The following is a 20,740-nucleotide window of genomic DNA, read 5'->3' on the forward strand; positions in this document are numbered from 1 at the left end:
CGGCGACGACGACGGGAAGGGTCGGCCGTGCCGTTCGTGCGGTTCATCGTGTACGGCGTGGCGAAGACCTTCAGCAAGGTGTTCGGACTGGCCACCATGGCCTTCTTCGGCCGGATGCCGTCCCGCGACGACGACAAGATGGCCGCCGTCGGGCTGCTCTCGATCACGTGGGTGCCGGTGGTCGCCGCCATCCCGTTCCCCGCCATCGGGGAGATGATCATCCCGTTCGCCCCTGACGACGAGTCGGTGGTGCGCATGATCGCGCTCGCCATCGCGATCGTGATTCCTCTGTGCGTCGGCGTCGCGGTCAACCGCATGCACAACAACCAGGGCAGCCGGTCACGCTCACTGCCACAGCACCTGCTGCACGGCTTCTGGTACACGCCGGTCGTCGGTCTGGCCGTCTGCGGCGTCATCCTCGTGGTGCCGTTCGTCAAGACCAGCTACATCCTCAAGCGCTTCACGGTCCAGCGCATGATGGTGATGATCCCCGAGGGGACCTACGACGCCGCGCTCGAGCACATCGTCGACGGGCTCCGGCGGCGCGGCCTCGACGTCGAGGTGACCGATCCGGAACGCTCGATCAAGCTGATGTTCCGGGTGCTCGGGTTCGTGCTCGGGCACATCTTCTGTCGTGACGTCGCCGACCGGATGAAGGCCATCCGCGGTCACGACGCCGACGGCGGCTGGTTCGAGGTGACCGTCCACGCCACCGACCTGTCGGTGATCGGCAAGCAGAAGCCGGCGTGCCGCGTTCTGGCCGTGATCGCCGAGGAACTCGACGAGCGGGTCGTGTACTTCACCTGGGACGACGCCTCGCAGCATCTCGAAGACCGCATGCGCGAGGTGCGCCGGCAGCTCGAGGACGGCGAGGATCCCGACCTCGACGAGGTGCGTCAGCTCGGCGAGGACCTTGCCGCCCTCGAGCTGGACAAGGAGGAGTGGAACAACGTGCGGCGCAACCTCTACCGGCTCGAACGCGACGCCTACGCGTACGCCGCCGGCCTGCCGGATCCCGCCGAGGAGACCGAACGCGTCCAGGAGCGGATGGCTGCCGGTCAGCAGGCAGACGCCAGTGGGGAGGACGCCGACCGGGAGGCGGGGACCGACGGGGAACCGGACGAGGATGCGGCAGAGGACGCCGGCCGGGAGGCGGACGCGGGCGCAAGAACGGTGTGAAAGTGCTTGAGGGCACGCGTGCGCGGCCGAGGGGCCTGTTGAAGTTCTCGCCCCGGACGCTCATGGAGGAGCCCCCGTGCACAATTGGTCGGTTCGCGCCCGGTTCCTCGGCGCCTTCGGGGTCACCATCCTCGTCTTCCTGGCCGTCGCCGGCTGGCGGGTCGTGGTCTCGGAGCGCATCGCCACCGAGACGGCCCAGGCCCGCGACGAGGCCGGCGCCAACGTGCTCGTGGCCAACGAACTGCGCGCCGCGCTGCTCGAGCGCGAGGGCCTGATCACCAAGCTGCTGCTGGCCGACTCGCCCACCAAGCGCAACGACCTGCTCGCTCGCCAGGCGGAACTGCAGGGCGCGACCCGCGGGTTGCTCGAGAACTTCGGTGACGACACCGGTGGCGTCGTCGCCGAGTTCGTCACCATCACCGACCAGCTCGACGCCCACGTCGAGATGCTCACGATGCGGCTGCGCGCCGGCGAGCTGTCGGCCGCCCGTGCGGTCTTCGAGGACGACATCGAGCCGCTGACCGCCCGCGCCGCCGGCATGAGCGCCGACTTCGCGTCGCAGCAGCAGAGCGCCGCCGACGCGGCCGGCCTCGCCGGTCGCGAGGCATCGGCCGCGAGTCGTGCCACGACGCTCGGCATCATCGGTGTGGTCGCCCTCGCCGCTGCGGCCTTCGCCTGGATGGTCGCGGGTTCGATCTCCCGCCGGCTGCGGGCGGCCGCCGGCATGCTCGACGGTCAGGCGGTCGGGCTCGGCCGGGTGAGCGCCGACCTCGCCGGCTCCGTCAACGCCGTCGCCGACCAGGCCGTAGTCGTGGCGACGGCGGGCGAGAAGGTCTCCGCCAACGTCGCGACCGTCGCGACCGCGGTCGAGGAGATGAACGCCAGCACGAGTGAGATCGCTGTCAGCGCCAGCCACGCGTCACAGGTCGCCGAGGAGGCGGTCGCCGTGGTCGAGGAGACGAACGCGACCGTGGTCCAGCTCGGACACGCCAGTGCCAGCATCGGCGAGGTGGTCGAGGTCATCGCCGCCATCGCCAACCAGACCAACATGCTCGCGTTGAACGCCACCATCGAGGCCGCGCGCGCCGGGGAGGCGGGCAAGGGCTTCGCGGTCGTCGCCGGCGAGGTGAAGAACCTGGCGTCGCAGACCGCCCAGGCGACCGAGGAGATCACCCGCCGCATCGAGGCGATCCAGGCCGAGGCCGTGGGCGCCGTCGAGTCCATCGACCGCATCAACGAGGTGATCGGGCGCGTCGCCCAGTTGCAGGCGACCATCGCCGCGGCCGTCGAGCAGCAGACCGCGGCGACCCACGAGATCGCCCGCAACGTCGCCGACGCGGCCAGTGGCAGTGCCCAGATCGCGGACAACGTGGCCGGCGTGGCCGATGCCTCCCGTGGTTCGGGTCAGGCGGCGGCCGCGACGCTCGCGGCCGCGGACCAGCTCGCTGCCCTGGCACGTGACCTGCAGCGCCTGGTCGACGGCGGTCAGGCCAGCCCGCCGGCGACGTCGGTGACGCCACCGACGGAGCGGCCAGCGGAGCTCACCCCCGCCTGAACCCGACCGCCGCCGTACCGGCACCCTGTCGCGGCTGCGCGTCGATGTCGCGGCTCCGCATCCATGTCGCGGCTCCGCATCCATGTCGCGGCTGCGCCGCACGGTTGACGATCTGGCGCGACACGGACGCGCAGCGGTGACATGGGGTCAGTTGTTCTCGGGCGCCGCGCTGATGTCGGCCAGTGCCGAGTCGGGATCCAGCGTCACGGCCAGGTCACCGATGGAGAGGACGCCGATCGCGTTGCCGTCCTCGACGACCGGGACGCGGCGCACGTGGTGCTCCCGCAGGACGTTGACGGCGTCGCCGAGGTCGTCGTCGGGGGACACGGTCACGAGGTCGCCGGAGCAGATCTCGCCGATGGTGATCTCGTCGCCGTCGGTGCCGTCGGCGACGACCCGCAGGGCGATGTCGCGGTCGGTCACGATGCCGCGCAACGTGCCGTCCTCCTCGACGAGGACGTCACCCACGTCGCTGTCGCGCATGCGCCTCGCTGCCTCGGCGGCCGTGGTCGAGGTGTCGCAGACGATGGGATCGGTGGTCATCAGGTCACGGATCTTGGTAGCCATGCGGTTGCTCCTTCGTGGTGCATCGGCAGGGCGTCTCCCCGCGACCGCAATGGTGGGCGCGGCAGGACGGTCCGCGTCGACCGTCCTGGCCACGATCGGTCATGGCTGTGTGGCGGGAGGCTGGACACCGTCCGGCACGCCTCGTCCCGAAGCCGGTTCCCACCGTTTGCACAGCCTGACCGGGGAACGCCGGCCCCGGCTCCGTAGCTTCTTCGACGGGTCGCGGCGAGGTCGTGCCCGCCGCATCCCGTGAGCGCGGGGTGCCGAGACGAGCAGGAGTCGGGCCATGCGGCGCGGATGGATCACGATGGCACTGGTTGGTGCCCTGACGTTGTCGACCGGTGTCGTCCCGGTCGGCGCCCAGCCCGCGGCCAGCGATGCGCCGTGCCCTCCCGACACGCCCCGCGCACCCTTCCTCGACGTCTCGCCCGCCAGCACCCACGCCGCGGGCATCGACTGCGCCTACGCGCTCGAGCTGGTGGCCGGCGTGACCGAGGACCGGTTCGCGCCGCAGCGGCCGGTGACGCGGGCACAGGCGGCGACGCTGGTGGCGCGAGCGCTCGACACGGCGGGGGTGACGCTGCCACCGGCGGCGTCGGGCACCGACTTCGCCGACGTCCCGGCCGCCCACCGCGACAACGTCCGCCGGCTCCAGGCTGCCGGTGTGGTCCAGGGCCGCGCCGACGGCACGTTCGGCGGTTCGGCCGACGTCTCGCGGGAGCAGTTCGCGAGCCTGATGGTGCGTGCGCTGTCCTACGCCCGTGGTCTGGACGTGCGCGCGGCGGCCCGTGGCGTCTTCTCCGACGTCACGTCCGAGGCGCACACGGCCAACGTCGAGGCCGCCGCCGAGCAGGGGCTGCTGCAGGGCCGCACCGACGGCACCTTCGGCCCGGCCGCGAGCACGCGGCGGGAACAGGCGGCCAGCGTGGCCGCCCGCCTGGTGAGCGAACTGCGGCGGGGCGGCGACTTCCAGACCGCCGGCGGGGAGGTGTGGGTGCTCGACCAGGGCACCGACCGGATCCACGTCTACGACGGTGACGACGGGTTCGAGGAACTGGTCACCATCGACGTGCGGCCCCAGACGCTGCGTGACCTCGGATTCGCCGACGCTCCCACGGGTGCGGTGACCGTGCCCCACATGATCGAGTTCGACTCCCAGCAGCGCTACGCGTTCGTGGCCGCGACCGCCGGTGGGGTCACCCTCGTGATTGACGCCCGCAGCAAGCAGGTCGTCGCGGTGCTCGCGACCGGTCCGGGCAGCCACATGGCCGCCGTGACCCCCGACGACCGCGCCGCCTGGGTCGCCGTGATCGGTACCGCCGGCCGGCACTCCACGCGGGCGAACCCGACCGATCCCGACGCCGACCCGATCCCGGCACAGCAGCGCAAGATGGTCGAGATCCCGCTGGACCTCGATGCCGCCGACCCGCAGTTCGCCATCGGACGCGAGCTCCAGCTCCAGGACCTGCTCGCGCCGCTGGAGGCGGCCAACGGGTGGGAGTACCCGTCGTACAGCCCGGTTTGCCACCAGTACGACGCCGACTCGACCGAGGCGTGGATCACGCTCGGGCCGGGGTGGAACCAGGGTGGGCTGGTCGTGCTCGACCTCGCCTCGGGGACGCTGGTCGAGGAGGCCGCGTTCGACCCGGCCGTCGTCAAGGCGAACTGCGGCGTCTCGGTGACCGAGGACCGCGTGATCGTCAACTGGAGCGGCCGGGTCGAGCCGGGCGCCGACACCAACGGCGAGTGGTACGTCATCGATCCCGAGACCTACGAGCTGCTGGCGACGCGCGACAGCGAGGGTTCCGACGCACACGGCGTGCGGGTCACGCCGGACGGGTCGAGCTACTGGCAGGTCAACCGCAACTCGGACAACGCGTTGATCATCGACGCCGAGACGCTCGAGGTCACCGGTCGGTTGCCCGCCATCGCGGACACGCCCGACATCCTCGACTTCAGCCCCGACGGTTCGCTGCTCTACGTGACCCAACGCGGCCCGACGCCGAGGTCGGGAGCGATCCACTCGGCCAGCGGCCAGCAGCCCGGCGTCGCGATCGTCGAGGTTGCCACGGGCCGACGCCTGGGCGTGCTCACGCAGGCGCCGGTGACCAACGCCGAAGGTCGGCTGGTCAACGACGTCCACGGCATCGGGGTCCGCGTCAAGAGCGCCGACGACACCGTGCCGCAGAACGCGACGGCGACCACGGCCAGCTTTGACGCCCGCGTCGTCGACCCGGCGCAGCTCGGCGCCCACTGCAGTCTGCCCGCGAGCGTCTGAACGCCGGCGCAGGAAAAGACCACGACGGGGAGGACGGGCTGAGCCGTCCTCCCCGTCAGGCGGCCAGCACGTGCGTCGGCAACGGTCGACCCTCACGACCGCCCGGTCCGGCCCGGCCAGCACGCACCGATCCGATGGCCCGGTCCCGGCCATTGCCCCACTTTCGGCTCCGGGCACGAAAGTGGGTGGGGGTGTGGCCCGGCGTCGTCCTGCGCCGTCCCACGTTCGGCTCCGGGCACGAAAGTGGACGCGGTTTCGGCCCCGCGCTGTCCTGCCCCGTCCCACTTTGGGCTCCGGGCACGAAAGTGGGCGCGGTTTCGGCCCCGCCCTGTCCTGCCCCGTCCCACTTTGGGCTCCGGGCACGAAAGTGGGCGCGGATGCGGCCCCCCGCTGGAGGGGGATACCTTCGGGGTCCGCGGAGCTGCACCGATCGCGGGAGTGGCTCGGGTCGCGGTACGGACCCACCACCGCCCGCACCGCAGGTCAGCAGGGTGCGATGTCGCGTGGGCGGCCGCGGACCTCGTTGGTCCTCCCGCGGCCCCACCGCGCCCGACTCGGTGGTGAGCCCGGGGCGGCCCCACGACGACGCGACCCCCCACGCACGGCTGGAAAGACACCCATGGATCCGCAACGGGAAGCGGCGCGACGGCGCACGTTCGCCATCATCTCGCACCCCGACGCCGGCAAGACCACGCTGACGGAGAAGTTCCTGCTCTACAGCGGCGCCATCCAGGAGGCGGGCGCCGTCAAGAGCCGCAAGGTCGAGCGCTCGACCGCGTCCGACTGGCTCGAGCTGGAGCAGAAGCGTGGCATCTCGGTGAGTTCGGCGGTCATGCGGTTCGAGCACGGTGGCAACGTCTTCAACCTCCTCGACACCCCGGGTCACCGCGACTTCTCCGAAGACACCTACCGGGTGCTGTCCGGGGTCGACGCCGCCGTGATGGTCATCGACGCCGTCAACGGGGTCGAGCCGCAGACCGAGAAGCTGTACGCGGTCTGCCGGCGCCGAGGCACCCCGATCATCACCTTCGTCAACAAGATGGACCGCCCGGCTCCGGACGCGCTCGAGATCCTCGACGACATCGAGGCAAAGCTCGAGCTGGACGCGCATCCGGTCACCTGGCCGGTCCTGCCCAACGGCCGGTTCGCCGGGGTCGTCGACCGGCGCGACCACCGCTTCCACCGCTTCGGCGACTCGGCGCACGGCACCCGCGCCGGCCAGGAGTCCGCGGAGGCGTGGCGCGACGAACTCGACGAAACCGGTGTCGCCGGCGAGGAGCTGGCTCTGCTCGACGAGCTCGGCAAGGACGTCGACGTCGACCGGTTCCTCGCAGGGGAGTCGACGCCGGTGTTCTTCGGCTCGGCGCTGGCCAACTTCGGCGTGCGCCTGCTGCTGGACGCGATCGCCGGGCTGGCGCCGCCTCCGGGTCCGCGTGCCACCCGCGACGGGGGCGAGCGCGCGATCGACGACGCGTTCTCCGGGTTCGTGTTCAAGGTCCAGGCCAACCTCGATCCGCGTCACCGTGACCGGCTGGCGTTCGTCCGGGTCTGCTCGGGCACGTTCGAGCGCGGCACCGCACTGACGTGCGCACGCAACGGCAAGCGGGTGGTTGCCAAGTACGCCCACCAGGTGTTCGGCCGCGAGCGCGAGACCGTGGACGTGGCCTACCCAGGTGACGTCATCGGCCTGGTCAACGCCACCGACCTGCGCATCGGTGACACCCTCTACGACGGCAAGAAGGTCGAGTTCCCGCCGCCGCCGACGTTCACCCCCGAGCAGTTCGCGGTCTGCAGCCCCGGCGACCGCAGCAAGGTGAAGCAGTTCCGCCGCGGTCTCGAACAGCTCGACCAGGAGGGCGTCGTCCAGGTGCTGCGGCACCCCGATCTCGGCGACCAGGAGCCGCTGCTCGCGGCGGTCGGGCAGCTGCAGTTCGACGTGGCGACCTGGCGGCTCGAGCACGAGTTCGGTGCACCCGTACGCCTGAGCCCGGCGTCCTACGACGCCGCACGCGCCACCGACGAGGCCTCGGTGTCCAAGCTGCGGACCCTGCGCGACGTGTCGGTCTACTACCGGTCCGACGGGGTTCCCATGGCGCTGTTCCGCAGCCGCTGGGTCGCCGAGCGGGTCGCGGTCGACCACCCCGAGCTGCGCCTGGACCAGGTCGTGTTCAGCTGATGTTGGCACCTATACCACCGCGTCCGGGGACGCGGTTCTCGGGGTGGCGCATCGTCGTGCTCGCGGCGATCGGCCTGGCGATGACCGCACCCGGGCAGACCCCCGGCGTGAGCGTCTTCGTCGACCACCTCATGGCCGGTCTCGACCTCACGCGATCCGAGGTGTCGCTGGCGTACCTGGTCGGGACGCTGGCCGGCGCGACCGCCATGCCCCGCGTGGGCCGGCTCATCGACGACCGCGGGACCCGTGTGGCGATGACGGTGGTCGGCGGGTTGTTCGGCCTCATGCTCGCCGCGATGTCGGGCGTCACCGGGATCATCACCCTCACGCTCGGCTTCGCCGGCATCCGCATGTTCGGCCAGGGTGGGCTCAGCCTGGTGTCGACCACGGCGGTCGCCCCCTGGTTCGAGCGCCGGCGGGGGTTCGCCATCGGCCTGTCCACGGCCCTCGGCGGCGCGCTGCTGTCGCTGATCCCGATTACGTCCGCATTCATCATCGAGCTCACCGGCTGGCGGACCGCGTGGCTGGTGCTCGCGGTCGCCGTGTGGCTGATCGTGCTGCCGATCGCGCTCGGCGGGTTGATCGACCGTCCCGCGGACGTGGGCCAGCAGGTCGACGGCACGCCGCTGCATACCGAGAACCCCCAGGGGCGCCCGACCACGGGCCCGGCCTTCACCCGGTCGCAGGCGCTTCGGACCCCCATGTTCTGGGCCGTCTGCGGCGCGGTCGCGACGACGGGCATGATCGGCACCGGTCTGGCCTTCCACCAGATCGACCTGCTCGGCGAGCAGGGGCTCACGCCGGTCCAGGCGGCCGCCAACTTCCTGCCCCAGACCGTGGCCTCGCTGACGGCGACGCTGCTGATCGGCAGCATGGTCGACCGGTTCGCGGCCCGCTGGGTGCTGCTGGTCTCCATGCTGGCCATGGCCGGTGCGATGGTGGCCGTGCCGTTCGTCTCGCCGGGGTGGTCGGCGATGGCGTACGGGATGCTGATCGGCGCGGCCGGGTCGTCGGCGCGGGCCCTGGAGGCCGCCTCCTTCCCCAAGCTGTTCGGCATCCCGCACCTGGGCTCCATCCGTGGCGTCGTCAGCGCCATCAGCGTCGCCTCGACCGCGTTCGGCCCGCTGGCGCTCTCGCTGGGCCGAGACCTCACCGGCTCGTACGTGCAGGTGCTGCTGGTGCTGTTGGTCATCCCGCTCGGCATCGCGGTCTTCGGCCTGTTCGCCCCGGCACCGCGGCACCCGGCCGCCGCGAACCGCCCAACGCAGCCAGGACCGCGTGATCCGCTGACGTAGAGCACGGGCCCGGTCGTCGGGCGGGGCTGACGCGATCGCGACGGGGACGACCCTCGTACGCTCGATTGCCCATCGACGACCGGAGTCGTTCGTGGCCAATCGGCTCGCGCAGGAGACCTCGCCCTATCTGCGGCAGCACGCCGACAACCCGGTGGACTGGTACGCGTGGGGGGACGAGGCCTTCGCCGCTGCGGCGGAACGCAACGTCCCGATCTTCCTCAGCGTCGGCTACTCCAGCTGCCACTGGTGCCACGTGATGGCGCACGAGAGCTTCGAGGACGACGACATCGCCGCGGTGCTCAACGAGCGGTTCGTCAACGTCAAGGTCGACCGCGAGGAACGTCCCGACGTCGACGCGGTCTACATGTCCGCGGTCACGGCGATGACCGGTCACGGCGGCTGGCCGATGAGCGTGTTCCTCACGCCCGAGGGGCGCCCCTTCTATGCCGGCACCTACTGGCCGAAACGTCCGACCCACGGCATGCCATCGTTCCCCCAGGTGGTCGAGGCCATCGGCGAGGCCTGGGACGAGCGCCGTAGCGAGGTCCTCGAGTCCGCCACCTCCATCGCCACGACCCTGGACCGGCACCGGGACACGTCGCTCGCGGACGCGTTCGATCCGACGGTGGTTGACGATGCGGCCCGCGTGGTGCTCGACAACGCCTGGGACCGGCAGCTCGGCGGCTTCGGTCGGGCGCCCAAGTTCCCGCAGGCGATGACGATCGAGTGGCTGCTCGCACGGCACGCACGGACCGGTGACCCCGATGCGCTCGCCGCCAGCGTCCAGGCCCTGGACGCCATGGCCCGCGGCGGGATCCACGACCAGCTGGCCGGCGGGTTCGCGCGCTATTCGACCGACGCCCGCTGGCTGGTGCCCCACTTCGAGAAGATGCTCTACGACAACGCGTTGCTGCTGGCGGCCTATGCCACGGCGGCGGCCGTCACGGGCAGCGAGGACCTCGCCCGGGTCGCCCACTCCACCGCCGGCTACCTGCTCGCCGAGCTGCGCACCGAGGGTGGCGCGTTCGTCTCCGCCACCGACGCCGATTCCGAGGGCGTCGAGGGACGCTACTTCGTCTGGTCCTACGACGAGGTGGTCGAGGTGGTGCGCGGGGTCGACGCCGACCCGCAGGTGTGGACCGACTACCTCGGCGTCACCGAGGGCGGCAACTGGGAGGGCACCAACGTCCTGCACGAACCGGTGCCGCGGGAGCAGTTCGCCTCGCAACGCGGCATCGATCCCGAGGAGTTCGCCGACACCTGGGAACGCGTCCGCCTGGCACTGCTCGAGCGCCGCGCCGGACGCGTGCCACCCGGCGTCGACGACAAGGTCCTGACCAGCTGGAACGCCTACGCCGTCCGGGGCCTCGCCCGGGCGGGGCGGCAGTTGGACGAACCGGGCTGGATCGCGGCCGCGGCCGCCGCCGCGACGTTCCTGCACGACCACCTCGTCGTGCCGCCCGTCCACGGCCCGGACGACCCCGGCGGGCAGCTGTTCCACTCGTGGAAGGACGGAAGCGTGGGCGCCCCCGCGTTCCTCGAGGACGTCGCCGGGCTCGCACTCGCCGACCTGGAGCTGTTCCAGGCCACCGGCGAGCAGGTCTGGTTCGCCCGGGCGCTCGCCCTGGCCCGCGACGCCGAGGAGCGTTTCCACGACGACGCCGAGAGCGGCTGGTTCCAGACCGCACACGACGCCGAGTCGTTGTTCACGCGCCCGAAGGACAGCTGGGACAACGCGACGCCGGCCGGGACCTCGGTGATGGTCGAGGTGTGCCGGCTGCTGGCCGGGCTGACCGGCGACCTGCACTGGCGTGAACGGGCCGAGGAGGGCCTGCGCCTGTTCCAGGACGGCGCCCGTCGCATGCCGACCGGCTACGGCTGGCTGCTGCGTCAGGCGGAGGCGTTGGTCGGCGGGCCCCGTGAGGTCGCCATCGTGGGCGAGCCCGGGCCGCAGCGCGACGCTCTCGCCCGCACGGTGAACGCCAGCGCCGACCCCGGCCTGGTGGTCGTCGTCGCCGATCCAAGGCACGGCGACGAGGTGCCGCTGCTGACCGGACGCGGGCCCGTGGACGGTGCCCCCGCCGCCTACGTCTGCCGCGACCTCGCCTGCGAGCGTCCGGTCACGACCCCCGACGAACTCGCCGCGCTGCTGCGCGCCTGACCACGAAGGGCCGACGACATGACCACCGAGGTGCTGCACGACTGGGGCCGGCGCAGCGAGCGCTGGGCCGGCGTGCGCAGCGAGGTGATCCGGGTCGGCGACACCGACGTGCACGTGCTGCGGGCCGACGGCCCCGACGGGGGTGATGGGTCCGGCGGTGGCGGTACGCCGCACCTGCTCGTCCACGGCCTCGGCGGCTCGGCGACCAACTGGATCGAGGTGATCGCGGGGCTGGCGAAGCACGGCCCCGTGGTCGCTCCCGACCTGCCCGGCTTCGGCAACACCGAGCCGCCCAACCCCCGGGCCAGCCGGATCCCCGCCAACGTCACCTTCCTCGAGGCACTGCTGCGCCGGCTCGGCTGGGACCGTGCCGTCGTCCACGGCAACTCGATGGGCGGCATGCTGGCGGTGCTGCTGACCGACCGTGCCCCCGAACGGGTCGAGCGGCTGGTGCTGGCGGCACCGGCACTGCCGGCGTCACGGCGCCGCATGCACGAGATCCACCCGCTGACCGCGATGCGGTTCCTGCCGTTCCTCGTGCCCGGCGTCGGCCGGATCGCCGTGCGGGCCATGCAGTCGCGGGTCAGCCCGGAACGCGAGTGGGCCCAGACGGCGCGGTTCCTCCACGGCGACGCGGAGCGGCTCTCGCCCGAACTGCAGGCCGTCGGGCTGGAGAACCTCGCGGCGGGACGCGAGGCCCCGTGGCGGCTGCCGGGCCTGGTCGGGGCGGCCGAGTCCCTGCTGTCGGCCCTGCTGCGCGGGCGCGGCCTGGTCAAGGCGATCGACGACATCGTCGTGCCGACCCTGGTGGTGTGGGGCGAGGCCGACCGGCTCGTCGGCCGCGCCGTGATCGACCACCTCGCCGACCGCCGGCCGGACTGGGAACTGACCTCGCTGCCGGCCGTCGGCCACGTGCCCATGGCGGAGGCGCCCGACGACTACCTCGCCGCCGTGGCCGGCTTCCTCAGCACCGACTGAACCGCCCGGGTGTCACCACGGTCGCGGCGGGCGGGGTCGTGGCGGGCGGGGTCGCCCGCGTCAGCGCGGGGCGTCGATCCGCTCGATCCAGTCGCGCACGGCCGCCGTCGCCCGCTCGGGCAGTTCGAACTGCGGCACGTGGCCGACGTCGTCCCACACGTCCACGGTCGCGGCGGGCAGGCTGTCGGCCACGCGGGCGGCGTAGCGGTGTCGGACGAGGCGGTCGCGGGCCCCGAACACCCAGAAACTGGGCGTGTCCATCGTGGCGAGCCGGGTCCAGAAGCAGCGACGGCCGCCGGAACGCTCGGCGCCGAGGTGGCGGGCGCAGGCCAGCAGCGCGAGGCGGTAGCCGGGGTCGCGGAGGTAGCGCATCGTGTCGTCCGCGGCGGCACGGAAGTTGGCCGCGGGCACGCGGGACGGGTCGCAGAACAGCTCGCGGATGCCGGCCTCGACCCAGGGACGTCGGACCGGGACGGGTGCGGCACCGAACCAGTGCGGGCGCGTGAACCGCAGCAACGGTCCGAAACGCTGGTATTCGTCGAACGCCACGGCGGCGCCGAGGCCGATCACGCTGCGCACCGACTCGGGGTGGCGGAGGGCCAGTTCGACGGCGATGCGGCCGCCCATCGAGTTGCCGACGACGTGGACGTCGCGGATCCGGTTGCGGACCAGGTAGCCGTGCACCATGTCGGCCATCCACGCCATCGTGTAGCGACGGCCGGTCGGCAGCGGCTTGTCCGACTTGCCGAACCCGGGCAGGTCGAGCGCATGGACCTCGTGCCGGTCGGCGAGGCCGTCGAGCAGCGGCAGGAACGACACCTTGTTGGCCCCGAGGCCGTGCAGCAGCAGCACCGGCGGGCCGTGGCCGGCGACCAGCGACTCCAGGCGGACGCCGCGGACCGGGGTCTCGACCGTGCGCAGCAGGCGGGTCGCTTCGGGCCCGGGCGCGAACATCGTCTCGAAGCGGGCGGCGAGGTTGAGGTCGCCTTCGATCTCGATCTGACCGGCGAGGAACGCGGCGACGCCGTCGCGGCGACCCGAGACGAGGTCGAGCCAGGTCGCGGCATCCGTGCGCAGGCGAGCGTCCGGCCCGTCGGCGGCACCGGGGGAGACCAGGATGCGGCCGCCGGCGACGTGGAAGGTGGTCGCTGCGGCAGCGTGGTCGGTGAGTTCGATGACCCACCGGGCGTCGAGGCCGCGCGCCTCCTCGGGCGAGAACCGCTCCGCGAGGTGCAGGAATGCGCCGCGCACGTCGTCGGTCGTGGACGCCCGCAGGACGAGCGGCGTGTCCTCGGGGCGCTTCGCGACCGTCATGGCTGTCCTCCTGCCGCGACAGCCTACGGGTCGTTGCAGGCCGAACGACGGTGGTTCGGCCAGTCCTTCAGTCCACAGATCCGAGGTCGCAGTCGATTGCACGAAGGAATCGCAGGCCGCGGCTGCCGGGGACACGGGTCACGACGCCGGCCTGGCACAGTCGTTCGACGGCGGTGCGGGTGGACACGAGGTCGTCGGCACCCAGCCGGTCGCGCGCCTCCGCGAGGGTGAACTCCGCGCCGAGCCCGTCGAGCGGGTCCGCCCCGATGCCCGGTCGACCGCCCGCTCGATCGAGGGACGCGCCCGCGATCCCGAGCGCGCGGGCGGAGCCGGCGAGCCCGTCCACCACCGCCTCGGCCCACCGCTCGAGCCAGATCGTGGCGTCGCGCCGGCGCAGCGTCCGCGCGACCTCCTCGTGGTAGCCGAGCGCGTCGGCAGCCAGCGCCACCTCGGCGGCGGCCAGCCCGGACGGATCGAGGCCGTTCCGGCGCAACCACAACCGCGAGGCGACCCGGGCGAGCCGGCCGTTGGCCGCGTCGAACGGGTGCAGGCGCAGCAGTTCGAGGTGGAGGATGCCCGCGGCGAGCAGCGGTGGCAGCTCGCCCGCCGGTCCCCGGAGCCAGTCGACCAGCGCCGCGAACCCCTCGGCCAGCTGGGCCGGCTCGACGGTGAAGTACAGGATGCGTCCGACGCTGGCGTCGTGGACCGCCTGCTCGCTGGTGCGCAGCCGGGCGGCCCGTTCGGGGGCGACGAGGCCGTAGGTCAGGCGCCGGTGCAGGTGGGCGAGCGCCGCCGCGGGGTCGGTCACCAGCTCGGCGGCGAGGTCGTCGGCCGCCATCGCGCTGCGGACCCCCAGCAGCTCGCGGGCCAGCAACACCTCGTCTGGCACGTCGAAGAGCCGCATCGCGTCGAACCAGCTCCCGCGCACGGCGGGATCGGCGCCGGCGCCGGCGTCGGCAGGAGCAGGGGCGGTGGCGGTGCCCGGGGCGGCGGAGTCGAGGTCGGCGCCCCCGTCGGCGTCGGCGAACTCGGCGTCGGCGAGGTCGGTGGCCAGCGTGGCGACCGTCATCAGGTCGTCGTCGGGCCACGCCTCGATCGGGGAGCCGTCCAGCCGCAGCGACGCCAGCATCGCCTCCCGACGCCGCGCCTCCGCGGCGGCCGACGCGCCGGCTGCGGACGCGCCGTCGGCGTCGGCGTCGGTGGCGTCGGTCAGGGCACTGGCGAGGTCGTCGGCTTCGGCCTGCAGGGTGTCGAGGTAGGGGCCGACCGTGTGGCCGGCGATCACGCCGCTCAGCGCCACGGGCGCAGCAGCCTCGCCGTCGCCGCCTCGGTGCTGATGCGGCCGTGCCGGCGGCCGAGCAGATAGGTCAGCGTCGCCGCGGCGGCCGAACCACCCGCCGCGGTCGTCACCTTCACGACCTGCTTGGTCTTGCGCGAGAAGATCACGATCGGCCAGCCGCGCTGGTGCGCGACCGATTCGAGCGGCCGGTCGGGGTTGACCGCGACCGGGTGGCCGACCATCTCCATCATCGGCAGGTCGGAGGCCGAGTCGCTGTAGCTGTAACACAGGCGCAGGTCGTAGCCGCGCTCGGCGGCCAGCTTCTCGATCGCTTCGGCCTTGCCCTGGCCGTACAGGAACGGGCCGTCGAGCCGCCCGGTGTAGTGGCCGTCGACGACCTCGGAGACGGTGCCGAGACCACCCTCCATGCCCAGCGCCTCGGCGAGCGGGGCGACGAGTTCGACGGGGGAGGCGGACAGGATGTAGCAGTCGCGTCCGGCCTCGTGGTGCATGTCGATGAGGCCGCGAGACTCGGGGCGGACCTGTTCGAGGATGCGGGGGATGAACTGCTCGTTGAGCGCGATCAGTTCCGCCTGTGCCGCGCCCTCGACGGCGTGCAGGATCCGGTCGCGGACGGCCTCGGAGCGCTCGTCGGTGGCGCCGAACAGCTTGTAGGTCGCGGCGTTGAGCGCGTCGCTGAGCAGGTCGCCGGTGGGGATCAGCTTGTTGCGCCAGGCGGCGATGCCGAAGTGGAAGGCGGACGAACCGCCGATCAGGGTCCGGTCGAGATCGAAGAATGCGGCGGCAGCTTCGGCCACGGTCGCTCCTGCGGTGGGGCGGGGGACGGGTCCCGGCACAGGGTAGTACCGCGGTCCCGGCCGCTGACACGGCGAAGTCCCCAGCCCGGTGCCGTCGCGACGCTCCCTTCCCCGTGGAGCGTCACGCCGGTCCGGAACTGGGGACCTCGCGGGCACCGTACGGCCGGCGGCAGGCGACTGTCGAGCGGCCCGTCCACAGGCCCTGGGGACGAAGTGGGGTCCACGTGTGGATCGCCTGTGGATGGCGCCGCGGGCCGTGCGCGCGGTCGTGCCACACTTCCCGCGTCGTCGCAGGTGGGACGGGGCGGGACGGCCCGTCACCGTCCACAGCCCGTCCACACCCTGTGGAACCGCCGGTCCGGGGCGGCCCGCTCCTGCTCGTGCGAGGCTCGCACGGCTCGGGCCGGGTCGTGCGTGGTGCGCAGCCGTGTGCTATCCGGGGCCCGCAGTCCGAAGGAATTCCCGTGCCCGTCGAACACCGCCCGGCCGCCGCCGGCCGTCCCGAGCTGCACATCCATCGCAGCCCGAAACGGCGCCGTTCGGCCTCCGCCGCACCCGAGGGCGGACGCATCGTGGTGCGGTTGCCCGCCGGCCTCGAACAGGCGGAGGAGGAGCGCCTGATCGACGACCTGGTCGACAAGGTGACGCGCCGCCGCTCACGCGATCGGCTCGGTGGCGACGCGGCGCTCGAGGCGCGGGCCCGGCGCCTGGCGCAGCGCCACCTCGACGGGGTGGCCTTCTCCTCGGTGCGCTGGTCGGCGCGGATGGGCCGTCGCCACGGCTCCTGCACGCCCGCGACGGGCGAGATCCGCATCAGCGACCGTCTCGCGCAGGCGCCGACCTGGGTGCTCGACGCCGTGCTCGTGCATGAGCTGGCGCACCTGCTCGCACCCGACCACGGGCCGGACTTCGCCGCGCTCGTGGCGCGCTACCCGCAGGCGGAGCGGGCCCGCGGCTGGCTCGAGGGCTTCGCCGCCGGCCAGCTCGCGTCCGCCACCCCGTCGGACGATCAGGGCGATCAGGCGGGGTCGTCGCCGGAGGGATCGTCGGACGAGCCCTCTCCGGAGTCGTCGCCCCGGTGACGACGGAGACGTTCCTCGGCGCTGTCCTCGACGGGAGCGTCGCCGAAGTCGCCGCCGAGCAGTTCGCTGAGGTCGTCGGGGACGTCGTGGTCGTCCGAGGTCCGGGCCAGCCAGGCCGCGGGGTCGGCGAGCTCCCTGGCGTCGGGCAGGTTCTCGGGATGGGCGAGCGCCCGGTGCAGGCCGACCGGGCCCAGCGCCGCCTCGACGGCGGTGACGAACGCGTCGCCGAGCGTCTCGTCGTCGGGCTTGAGGTCGAGACCCAGCAGGGCGGCCAGCAGCTCCTCGCCGTCGCCGCGGGTCGCCCGGCGGCGTCGCAGCACCTCCTCGACACGGCCACGTCCGGGGAGCCGGTCGCCGGCCACGCGTGCCGCCTCGTGGCGGGCCCAGGCACCGACGAGGCAGACCACGGCCTGCAGGCGTTCGAGCACCCGCAGCTGGTCCGCCGTCGGTTCCATCCGCAGGCCGGCGGCACGTTCCATGGCGGCCCGCAGCGAGTCGGGGTCGTCGGGGTCGACGCCCAGCATCAGCTCCTCGGAGACCTCCCGCATCCGCTCGGCGTCGATGGTCGTGCCCGCGGCGAAGCGCGCGACCAGGGACTGGATGTGGGCCTCGAGCCACGGAACCGCGTGGAACAGGCGGCGGTGGGCCGCCTCGGTCAGTGCCAGCACGACCGCGACCTCCATCGGGTCGAGGTCCCAGCCGTCGAACTCGGCGTGGACGTTGACGCCCAGCAGGTAGGCCTCGGCGCGTGGTGCGGTCGGGATGCCGAGGTCGTACTGGCCCAGCAGCTGCCGTGCCAGCTGACCGACCACCTGCCCGGCCTGCAGGCCCATCAGCGCGGCGCCGGCCGGACGCAGCATCGCGCCGAGGTCCATGCCGCCGAGGTTGGCGATGAAGTCGCCGAGGCCCGCCGGCAGACCCTCCATGCCCGGCAGCGCGGCCGGGCCCGCTTCGCCGAGCTCGCCCAGCTGCTCCTGCGCGAGCGAGACCATCGCGTCGGTCGAGGCACGGGCGACCGGCTCGACCATCGGGCGCAGGGCGGTCAGGGCGGCGTTGACCCACGTCTGGCGTGAGGCGACGACCAGCCGGCCGGCGTCGGGCGGGGCCGGCAGCGGGGAGTCGTCGAGCCAGTGCTCGGCCAGCTCCAGCGCCTGCCGTCCGCGGGTCTCCTCCTCGGGCGTCGGGCCGCGATCGCCGTCCGCGGCGATCTGCAGCGCGACGCGGCTGGCGAGGTTCCAGTCGACGGGTCCGGACTGGCCGAGCCCGCCGGCGAACAGCTGCGACAGCTGGGCGCCCATGGCGGCCAGGCCCTCGCTGCCGCCGATCTGTTCGAACATCGCGCTCAACTCGGGAGGCAGCGCGCCACCGAACAGGTCGTCGGGCTCCTCGTCGTCACCGGGACGGAACGGGTCGTCGCTCACTTCGGGTCCTGCCTCGTCGACGCTCGGATGGGCGGTTTCGGCGGAGGTGCGGTGCACCGGTCGGGACCGGACACCGGACCGTGCCCCCTCGCTACGGTACGCGTCGAGCGGCCGAGGAGGAGACCGTGACCACCGTCGCGATCACGGGAGCGGGCGGCTTCGTCGGCCGGGGGCTGGTGACCGCGCTGGAGGCGCAGGCCGACGTCGAACGGGTGCTCGGGCTCGACCTCGTCGCGCCGAAGGGCGTGGACGCCGCCAAGCTGGTGTTCCGGCGGGCGGACGTGCGCGACGCCGACCTCGCCGAGGTGTTCGGTCGGGCGGACACGGTGGTCCACCTCGCCTTCCGGGTCGACCCGATGCACGACGAGCCGACGATGCGCGAGATCAACGTCGACGGCACGAAACGGGTGTTCGAGGCGGCGGCCGCGTCCGGCGTCCGGCGCATCGTCTTCGTGTCGTCGGTGGCGGCGTACGGTGCCCACGCCGACAACGACGTACCGCTGACCGAGGACAGCCCGGTCCGCGGCACCCCCGACTTCAACTACGTCCAGCACCAGGCCGAGATCGAGCGCTGGCTGCAGACCTGGGTCCCCGAGCATCCCGAGCTGCGGGTCACGGTGCTGCGCTCGGCCGTCGTGCTGGGACCCGGCGCGCAGAACTTCCTCACCCGCGTGTTCGAGTCGCCCCGGATCACGCTGGTGCGCGGGCACAAGCCACCGCTGCAGTTCGTCCACCTCGACGACGTGGTCTCGGCCCTCGTCCACGTGCTCGAGCACGACCTCGACGGCGTCTACAACGTCACCGCCGAGGGCTGGCTGTCGATGGACGAGGTCACCGCCATCGTCGGCCGCCGCACCGCCGCGGTCCCCGAGGAGGTCGCGTTCTCCGTCACGGAGCGGATGTGGCGGCTCGGGATCGGCGACCAGCCGCCGGGGCTGGTGGCCCACTTCATGCATCCCTGGGTGGCCACGCCGGAGAAGCTGGTCGACACGGGGTGGCAGCCACAGCACAGCAACCGCGACGCCCTGGTCGCCATGGTGCGCGAGCACGGCCGTTACGTGGCCCTGGCCGGCATGCGGGCCGAGCGCCGGACGGTCCGCTCGGCGACGCTCGCCGCCATCGGCGTCCTCTCCATCGCGGCCGGCCGCGAGGTGCGACGCCGACAGCAACGCCAACGGCGCGCGGCGCGCTGAGCGCGCGACCACCGTCGCGGGCAGACGTCCGGGTCGTGTCGCAGTAGCGCTGCCGGCGTCCGCTCGTTGAGGTCCCCGATGCCGCGGACCGCGCGGCGCACGTCGGGAAGGCGGGTGTTTGCCCGGGTGGCGGGGTCGGCGCGTGGCGGGATGGCTCCCCGTCCTGCTGCTGTTCGCGCCCGCCGTGGCACTGGCCGCCGGCGACCCCTACCGCGGCGAGCAGTGGTCGCTGGACCGCATCGGCGTCGAGGACGCCTGGGCCGCCACGCCACGCGGTGAGGGGGTGGTGGTCGCGGTCGTGGACACCGGCGTCGACCTCGACCATCCCGACCTGCGGGAGCGGTTCGTCCGCGACGCCGACGGCGAGGTGGTCGGCCTCGACCTGGTCGGCGAAGGGCCGCCGCAGGACGAGCACGGGCACGGCACGCTGGTGGCCGGGGTCATCGCGGCGACGGCCGACAACGGCATCGGGGTCGCCGGCATCGCCCCCCGGGCCCGGCTGCTGCCGATCCGGGTGCTCGACGAGGTCGGTGCCGGCGAGGGCCGCGACGTGGACGCCGCCATCCGGTGGGCCGTCGACCACGGCGCCGACGTCATCAACCTGTCGCTGGAGAGCGTCAAGTCCTCCGACCGCGCCACGGTCGGCCCCGGCGCGCCGACCGACGCCGTCCGCTACGCCTGGGACCGCGGGGTCGTCGTCGTCGCGGCGGCCGGCAACGCGGCCGCCCCCCGCACCGAGTACCCCGAGGACTCCCCGGTCCTGCTCGTGGGCGCGGTGGACCGCGACGACCGGCGGGCCGCCTTCTCCTCGGGGGTGCGGGCCGACGCGGTGCTCGCGCCCGGCGTGGACATCGTCAGCACCTGGTGCCGTGACGCGGGCGCATCACGCTGCGAGCCGGGGATCCACACCTACGGCCTGGCGGAAGGCACCTCGTTCGCGGCGCCCCACGTCAGCGGGGCGCTCGCCCTGCTGCTGTCGGCCGGACACGGACCCGAGGAGGCGGTCGAGCGCCTGCGGGCGACCGCGGTGGACCTCGGACCTCCCGGCCCCGATCCCGACCACGGCCACGGCCGCATCGACGTCGGGGCGGCGGCCGCGACCGACCTCGAGGTGGCCGCGCTGCGCCCACCGGTGGATGCAGCCGCACCCGACGACGAGGCGGGTACGGGTCAGGCGGAGCCGCCCGCCGTCGCGGCCGAGCCGACGCCAGCTCCCGAGCCGGCGGCGCAACGCGGCCCGGAACCGCCCGCGGCACCCGACCCCGAGCCGCAGGTGGTCGCGCTGCCGACCGAACCGAGCCCGCCGTCGCCCGGACACGTCGCGCCCGACGGGGTCGTCCACCTCGTCGCGGCGGTGTGCCTCGGTGTCACGCTCGCGACCTGGTCGGCCGTGGCGAGACGGCACGTGTGAGGCGTCGGTACCCTCGGCTGGTCGGGGGCGAAA

At 73.2% G+C, this 20,740-nt stretch carries 15 protein-coding genes; 10 read left to right on the forward strand and 5 right to left on the reverse strand.

Features of this window, described 5'->3' with window-relative positions; genetic code table 11:
- The first annotated feature begins 27 nt into the window (after positions 1-27).
- Both ACERMF_RS03480 and ACERMF_RS03485 read left to right on the forward strand, forming a co-directional pair.
- Positions 28-1,179: a hypothetical protein gene (locus ACERMF_RS03480; protein ID WP_373667631.1), complete on the forward strand. Its 1,152-nt coding sequence runs from the start codon at positions 28-30 to the stop codon at positions 1,177-1,179.
- Positions 1,180-1,255: 76 nt separating this feature from the next.
- On the forward strand, positions 1,256-2,734 hold the full coding sequence (locus ACERMF_RS03485) for a methyl-accepting chemotaxis protein (RefSeq protein WP_373667632.1): 1,479 nt from the start codon (positions 1,256-1,258) through the stop codon (positions 2,732-2,734).
- Positions 2,735-2,881: 147 nt separating this feature from the next.
- Here ACERMF_RS03485 and ACERMF_RS03490 read toward each other — a convergent pair whose 3' ends face one another.
- Positions 2,882-3,301 carry a CBS domain-containing protein gene (locus ACERMF_RS03490; protein WP_373667633.1) on the reverse strand — a complete coding sequence of 140 codons (420 nt, stop codon included), beginning with the start codon at positions 3,299-3,301 and terminating at the stop codon, positions 2,882-2,884.
- Between the two features lie 286 nt (positions 3,302-3,587).
- On the opposite strand from ACERMF_RS03490, the gene ACERMF_RS03495 reads away from it, so the two are divergent.
- The 5 genes from ACERMF_RS03495 (at position 3,588) to ACERMF_RS03515 (ending at position 12,189) form a co-directional block, all read left to right on the forward strand.
- On the forward strand, positions 3,588-5,579 hold the full coding sequence (locus ACERMF_RS03495) for an S-layer homology domain-containing protein (protein ID WP_373667634.1): 1,992 nt from the start codon (positions 3,588-3,590) through the stop codon (positions 5,577-5,579).
- A 619-nt stretch (positions 5,580-6,198) separates the two neighbouring features.
- On the forward strand, positions 6,199-7,755 hold the full coding sequence (locus tag ACERMF_RS03500) for a peptide chain release factor 3 (protein WP_373667635.1): 1,557 nt from the start codon (positions 6,199-6,201) through the stop codon (positions 7,753-7,755).
- Complete coding sequence (locus tag ACERMF_RS03505) at positions 7,755-9,050, forward strand: MFS transporter (RefSeq protein ID WP_373667636.1); 1,296 nt, start codon at positions 7,755-7,757, stop codon at positions 9,048-9,050. Before ACERMF_RS03500 ends, ACERMF_RS03505 begins: the two co-directional genes overlap by 1 nt.
- 91 nt (positions 9,051-9,141) lie before the next feature.
- Positions 9,142-11,211: a thioredoxin domain-containing protein gene (locus ACERMF_RS03510; RefSeq protein WP_373667637.1), complete on the forward strand. Its 2,070-nt coding sequence runs from the start codon at positions 9,142-9,144 to the stop codon at positions 11,209-11,211.
- A gap of 18 nt (positions 11,212-11,229) precedes the next feature.
- A complete protein-coding gene (locus tag ACERMF_RS03515) occupies positions 11,230-12,189 on the forward strand; it encodes an alpha/beta fold hydrolase (protein ID WP_373667638.1) in 960 nt (319 codons plus the stop codon).
- Between the two features lie 60 nt (positions 12,190-12,249).
- Here ACERMF_RS03515 and ACERMF_RS03520 read toward each other — a convergent pair whose 3' ends face one another.
- The 3 genes from ACERMF_RS03520 to ACERMF_RS03530 form a co-directional block, all read right to left on the reverse strand.
- On the reverse strand, positions 12,250-13,503 hold the full coding sequence (locus ACERMF_RS03520; RefSeq protein WP_373667639.1) for an alpha/beta fold hydrolase: 1,254 nt from the start codon (positions 13,501-13,503) through the stop codon (positions 12,250-12,252).
- A gap of 67 nt (positions 13,504-13,570) precedes the next feature.
- Positions 13,571-14,803 (reverse strand): Fic family protein, encoded by a 1,233-nt coding sequence (locus ACERMF_RS03525; protein ID WP_373667640.1) that lies wholly within the window; start codon positions 14,801-14,803, stop codon positions 13,571-13,573.
- Positions 14,794-15,600: an HAD family hydrolase gene (locus ACERMF_RS03530; RefSeq protein WP_373667641.1), complete on the reverse strand. Its 807-nt coding sequence runs from the start codon at positions 15,598-15,600 to the stop codon at positions 14,794-14,796. The genes ACERMF_RS03525 and ACERMF_RS03530 overlap by 10 nt, the downstream gene beginning before the upstream one ends.
- A 464-nt stretch (positions 15,601-16,064) precedes the next feature.
- Here ACERMF_RS03530 and ACERMF_RS03535 point away from each other — a divergent pair, with 464 nt between their 5' ends.
- Complete coding sequence (locus tag ACERMF_RS03535) at positions 16,065-16,682, forward strand: M48 family metallopeptidase (protein WP_373667642.1); 618 nt, start codon at positions 16,065-16,067, stop codon at positions 16,680-16,682.
- On the opposite strand, the gene ACERMF_RS03540 is transcribed toward ACERMF_RS03535, so the two are convergent.
- The gene (locus ACERMF_RS03540; protein ID WP_373667643.1) at positions 16,619-18,103 is read right to left on the reverse strand and encodes a zinc-dependent metalloprotease; all 1,485 of its coding nucleotides are present in this window, start codon (positions 18,101-18,103) and stop codon (positions 16,619-16,621) included. The two genes, ACERMF_RS03535 and ACERMF_RS03540, sit on opposite strands and share 64 nt — an antisense overlap.
- A gap of 125 nt (positions 18,104-18,228) precedes the next feature.
- Here ACERMF_RS03540 and ACERMF_RS03545 point away from each other — a divergent pair, with 125 nt between their 5' ends.
- Positions 18,229-19,296, forward strand: a complete 1,068-nt coding sequence (locus ACERMF_RS03545; protein ID WP_373667644.1) for an NAD-dependent epimerase/dehydratase family protein — start codon at positions 18,229-18,231, stop codon at positions 19,294-19,296.
- A 142-nt stretch (positions 19,297-19,438) separates the two neighbouring features.
- Positions 19,439-20,707, forward strand: a complete 1,269-nt coding sequence (locus tag ACERMF_RS03550; protein ID WP_373667645.1) for a S8 family serine peptidase — start codon at positions 19,439-19,441, stop codon at positions 20,705-20,707.
- Positions 20,708-20,740 lie beyond the last annotated feature (33 nt).

The sequence above is a fragment of the Egicoccus sp. AB-alg6-2 genome (genome assembly GCF_041821025.1).
Classification (GTDB): domain Bacteria; phylum Actinomycetota; class Nitriliruptoria; order Nitriliruptorales; family Nitriliruptoraceae; genus Egicoccus.